The sequence below is a fragment of the Pseudomonas sp. HMWF006 genome, from assembly GCF_003061205.1.
GTDB classification, from domain to species: Bacteria; Pseudomonadota; Gammaproteobacteria; order Pseudomonadales; family Pseudomonadaceae; genus Aquipseudomonas; species Aquipseudomonas monsensis.
This window is the reverse complement of the sequence record NZ_QAIU01000632.1, coordinates 17,479-22,525: the sequence shown is the minus strand read 5'-3', so window position 1 is coordinate 22,525 and position 5,047 is coordinate 17,479. Positions and strand designations below refer to the sequence as shown.

At 62.2% G+C, this 5,047-nt stretch carries 5 protein-coding genes; all 5 read right to left on the bottom strand.

The window, feature by feature from the left end; genetic code table 11:
- On the bottom strand, positions 1-1,092 hold a 1,092-nt coding region (locus tag DBR24_RS29295; RefSeq protein WP_128616440.1), incomplete at its 3' end, for a histidine ammonia-lyase.
- A 116-nt stretch (positions 1,093-1,208) separates the two neighbouring features.
- A complete protein-coding gene (hutH, locus tag DBR24_RS29290) occupies positions 1,209-2,732 on the bottom strand; it encodes a histidine ammonia-lyase (protein ID WP_128616439.1) in 1,524 nt (507 codons plus the stop codon).
- Between the two features lie 182 nt (positions 2,733-2,914).
- Entirely contained in the window at positions 2,915-3,745 is an 831-nt protein-coding gene (locus tag DBR24_RS29280; RefSeq protein WP_123470690.1) for a glycine betaine/L-proline ABC transporter ATP-binding protein, read from the bottom strand.
- The gene (locus tag DBR24_RS29275; RefSeq protein ID WP_007949591.1) at positions 3,742-4,593 is read right to left on the bottom strand and encodes a proline/glycine betaine ABC transporter permease; all 852 of its coding nucleotides are present in this window, start codon (positions 4,591-4,593) and stop codon (positions 3,742-3,744) included. Before DBR24_RS29275 ends, DBR24_RS29280 begins: the two co-directional genes overlap by 4 nt.
- 83 nt (positions 4,594-4,676) lie before the next feature.
- Positions 4,677-5,047 (bottom strand): glycine betaine ABC transporter substrate-binding protein (locus DBR24_RS34335; protein WP_305889158.1); only part of this gene is annotated, 371 nt, incomplete at its 5' end.

Genomic DNA, 5,047 nt, shown 5'->3' with positions numbered 1-5,047 from the left:
GTGCTTGTCCATCATCAAGGAAATGCGGCGCTCGCTCAGCGAACCGATTTCGGCGATGGCCAGGGCCATGTTGTCGGCGGCCATGGCCACCGGTTCGGCGTGGAAGTTGCCACCGGAGATCACATCGCCCTCAGCGGCGAACACCAACGGGTTGTCGGAGACGGCGTTGGCCTCGACCACCAGCACGTCGGCAGCCTGACGGAACTGGGTCAGGCAGGCGCCCATGACTTGTGGCTGGCAGCGCAGGGAGTACGGGTCCTGGACCTTCTCGCAGTTCTGATGCGAGTCGGAGACTTCGCTACGTTCGCCGAGCAGATCGCGATAAGCGCTGGCGGCGTCGATCTGGCCTTTCTGGCCACGGGCCGCGTGGATGCGCGCATCGAACGGCGAGCGCGAACCGAGCACCGCTTCCACCGTCAGACCGCCAACAGCCAGCGCACCGGCAAACAGGTCTTCGCCTTCGAACAGGCCGCGCAGGGCAAATGCGGTGGACACCTGCGTGCCGTTGAGCAACGCCAGGCCTTCTTTCGCCGCCAGGGTCAGCGGGGTCAGACCGGCGACTTTCAGCGCTTCGGTGGCTTCCATCCACTCGCCCTTGTAGCGCGCCTTGCCTTCGCCCAGCAGCACCAGCGACATGTGCGCCAATGGCGCCAAGTCACCGGAGGCGCCGACCGAACCTTTCAGCGGAATGTGCGGATAAACCTCGGCGTTGATCAGCGCGATCAGCGCATCGATCACCACACGACGGATGCCGGAGAAACCCCGGCTGAGGCTGTTGACCTTGAGCACCATGATCAGGCGCACCAGCTCATCGCTGATCGGCTGGCCGACACCGGCAGCGTGGGACAGCACCAGCGAACGCTGGAGGTTTTCCAGATCTTCGCTGGCGATACGAGTCGAGGCCAGCAGGCCGAAACCGGTGTTGATGCCGTAGGCGGTGCGATTCTCGGCGAGAATCTGCTCGACGCAGGCGACGCTGGCCTCGATCTGCGCGGAGGCGCTGTTGTCGAGGGTCAGCTTGACCGGGTTCTGATAAACGTCACGCAGTTGGGCCAGGCTCAGTTGGCCGGGAATCAGGTTCAGCGCAGTCATTAAAATGCTCCTTTTGAGACATTGTTATTAACTACCAGTCGCTCCGGAGCATTCCGTTATCCGTCGCTTCTCGTCTTGTGGACGATGAGCGCCTTGGCACGCTGGTATGGGTATTGTCAGTGCAGATTCGGTAACACGTTGTGCAGCGAATTCGAGTCTTTCAACACGCTCGCAGCGGCGGCGATATCCGGCGCCAGCCAGCGATCCTGATCGTAGGCCGGGACGGTTTCGCGCAGCAGTCGCCACGCGCGGTCAGTGCCCGCGCCGAAGCGTTGCTCCTTGAGGAACTCAAACGCTTGCGCTGCCAGCAGGTACTCGATGGCGAGGATTTGCGTGCAGTTTTCCAGGGCGCGGTGCAGCTTCAACGCGGCACTGGTGCCTAGGCTCAAGTGATCTTCCTGCAGGCCGGAGGTGACGTAGTTGTCGAGCACCGCCGGTTGCGCCAGTTGACGGTTTTCCGCGCACAGCGAAGCGGCGACGTATTGCACGATCATCATCCCGGAGTTCACCCCAGGGTTGGCCACCAGAAACGCCGGCAAGCCGCTGACGTGCGGGTTGACCAGCCGATCGAGGCGACGCTCGGCGATCGAGCCGATTTCGGCCATGGCAATCGCCAGCAGATCCGCCGCCATCGCCACCGATTGCCCGTGCGGGTTGGCTTGCGACATCACCCGGAAGTTGTCCGGCGTACCGAGCAGCAACGGGTTGTCGGTGCAGCCGTTGAGTTCGGCTTCGACCTGCTTGATCGCGTGCGCCAGTTGATCGCGCGCCGCGCCATGCACCTGCGGGATCGAGCGAATGCTCAGCGCATCCTGCGTGCGAATGCCTTTGCTCGACGCGATCACTTCACTGCCATCGAGCAACGCCCGCAGATTGATACCGGCCTGCTGCATGCCCGGGTGCGGCTTGAGCGCGATGATCTCGGCGTCGAACGCGGCGATCTGCCCGCGCTGGGCTTCAAAACTCATGGCGCCGATGACATCGGCCCATTGCACCAGTCGCGTGGCATCGGCAATCGCCAGGCAGCTGAGGCCGGTCATGCACGGCGTGCCGTTGACCAGGCACAAACCGTCCTTCGCGCCGAGCTGCACCGGTTGCAGACCTTCTTCCGCCAGCGCCTGTTGCGCCGAGGTGATTTGCCCGCGATAGCTGACATTGCCCACGCCCAGCAGCGCGATGCCGATGTGCGCCATGTGGGTCAGGTAACCCACCGAACCTTGCGACGGCACCTGCGGGGTGATGCCGCGATTGAGCAGCGCCAGCAGGCCTTCGACCACGCGACGATGAATGCCGGATTTGCCGTGGCTGTAGTTGTGGATCGCCGCGCAGATGATCGCGCGGGTCTGCTCATCGGGCAGCACCGGGCCGACGCCGCAGGCATGGCTGAGCAGGGTGTTGCGCGAGAGCTGGCTGAGTTGCTGGTCTTTCAGCGAAACGTTGGACAAACCGCCCAGACCGGTGTTGACGCCATAGGCGCGCTCGCCGCTTTCGACGATGCGCTGGACGATGCCCTGGGCATTTTCGATCCGCGCCCAGGTCTCGCTCGACAGCTCCAGTTGCGCGCCATGACGGGCGACGGCGACCACGTCCTGCCAACGCAGGGGGTTGCCGGTGATAACGATTTTTTCAGCCTGGGACATCTGGAGCCTCATACCAATACTGTTAATGCATCACGCTGTGGCGAGGGGATTTATCCCCGTTCGGCTGCGAAGCAGTCGTAAAACCTGGCTCCGCAGTCTGCCTGACAGACTGCGGCGCATGGTTTGGGGCAGCTTCGCCACCCAACGGGGATAAATCCCCTCGCCACAAAGGCAATCCAATTTCAAACCACCGCCGCCCGCCGCTGCACGAACCGGTCGACGTACTCATCCGCCGGCGAATGCAGGATCTCGCGCGGGGTGCCGACCTGAATCAGCCGGCCGTCCTTGAGGATCGCGATGCGATTGCCGATGCGCACGGCCTCGTCGAGGTCGTGGGTGATGAACACGATGGTCTTGTGCAGGGTCTTTTGCAGCTCCAGCAACTGGTCCTGCATCTCGGCGCGGATCAGCGGGTCCAGCGCACTGAACGCTTCGTCCATCAGGATGATGTCGGTGTCCGCCGCCAAGGCGCGCGCCAGGCCGACACGCTGACGCATGCCGCCGGAGAGCTGGTGCGGGTATTTGTTTTCGTAGCCTTTTAGGCCCACGGTGTTGATCCAGTGCAGCGCGCGTTCCGAGCACATCTGCTTGCTCTCGCCGCGCACTTTCAGGCCGTAGGCGACATTGTCGAGCACGGTCTTGTGCGGCAGCAGGCCGAAGCTCTGGAACACCATGCTGATCTTGTGCCGGCGAAATTCGCGCAGGGCGTCCATGTCGTATTGCAGGATGTCCACGCCGTCGACCAGGATCGCGCCGCTGGTCGGGTCGATCAGCCGATTGAAGTGACGCACCAGGGTCGATTTGCCCGAGCCGGACAGGCCCATGATCACAAAGATCTCACCGGTGCCGATGCTCAGCGACAGGTCGTTGACCCCGACCACGCAACCGGTTTCGTTCAGCACCTGATCCTTGGTCTTGCCCTGGCCAACCATCGCCAGTGCATCCTTGGCGCGGTTGCCGAAAATCTTGAAGACGTTTTTGACTTCGATCTTGCTCACGGTTGCGTTGTTCATTTGCTCACCTCATGCCGTGGCCGACCGTACGCCTGGGTAATGCGGTCGATGACCACTGCGAGAATCACGATCGCCAGACCGGCTTCGAGGCCGCGTCCGACGTTGAGGGTCTGAATCCCCACCAGCACATCTTCACCCAGACCTCGGGCGCCGATCATCGAGGCAATCACCACCATCGACAGGGCCATCATGGTGGTCTGGTTGATCCCGGCCATGATGCTCGGCAGGGCCAGCGGCAGTTGCACGCCGAACAGTTGCTGCCAGCGGTTGGCACCGAAGGCGTTGATCGCTTCCATCACTTCGCCGTCCACCTGGCGAATACCCAGATCGGTCAGACGGATCAGCGGCGGCGCGGCGTAAATCACCGTGGCGAAAATCGCCGGGACCTTGCCCAGGCCGAACAGCATCAGCACCGGGATCAGGTACACGAAACTGGGCATGGTCTGCATGATGTCGAGCAGCGGCATCAGCACCGAACGCAGGCGATTGCTGCGCGCCGAGAGAATCCCCAACGGAATGCCGATCAGTACCGAGATGATCGTCGCGACCATCATCAGCGCCAGGGTCTGCATGAGTTTGTCCCACAGGCCGACAGCGCCCACCAGGAACAACAGACCAACGATGACGGCGGTGGTCACCACTTTGCGCGTGGCATGCCAGGCGACCACACCAACAATGGCGAGCATCAACCACCACGGCGCCGCACGCAGCAAACCTTCGAGATTGACGATGGCCCACAGCAGGGTGTCGGAGATGTGGCGGAACACATCACCGTAGTTGGTGACCAGCGAATCGACCCAACCGTTGACCCAGTCGGCGATGGAAAAGGTAAAGCTTTCGGGAAACATAAGCGGCTCTCAATCAGAAATCTCAATCAAGCGTTTACGGCATATCTCCCGGCCAGCCTCACGGTTAGCCGGGAGGTATCGACCTACAGCGCCGCGTCGATTTTCTTGGCAGCGTCGTCACTGACCCACGCATGCCAGACCTCAGGATGTTCCTTGAGGAAGATTTTCGCCAGTTTTGGCGACTCGATACGCTCCTTCGCCATGCGGCCCAGGTTCTGGTTCAGCAGGTCGATCGGCAGGTTGACCTTTTCCAGCACGGCCACCAGTTCCGGGGCTTGCTCGTGGAAGGTTTTCGACAGACCGACCTTGATGCTCACGGTCTTGTCGACGCCCGGTTTCTCTTCCAGTTTCACCGCGTCGATCTGGCCCATCAGCGGGGTTGGCGACCAGTAGTAGAACAGGATCGGCTCGCCACGCTTGTAGCTCGACAGCACCGCCGCATCCAGTGCCGGGC

Coding starts and splice junctions, on each gene's coding strand:
- DBR24_RS29280 (WP_123470690.1), bottom strand. CDS start 3,745: ATGAACAACGCAACCGTGAGCAAGATCGAAGTCAAAAACGTCTTCAAG.
- DBR24_RS29275 (WP_007949591.1), bottom strand. CDS start 4,593: ATGTTTCCCGAAAGCTTTACCTTTTCCATCGCCGACTGGGTCAACGGT.
- hutH (WP_128616439.1), bottom strand. CDS start 2,732: ATGTCCCAGGCTGAAAAAATCGTTATCACCGGCAACCCCCTGCGTTGG.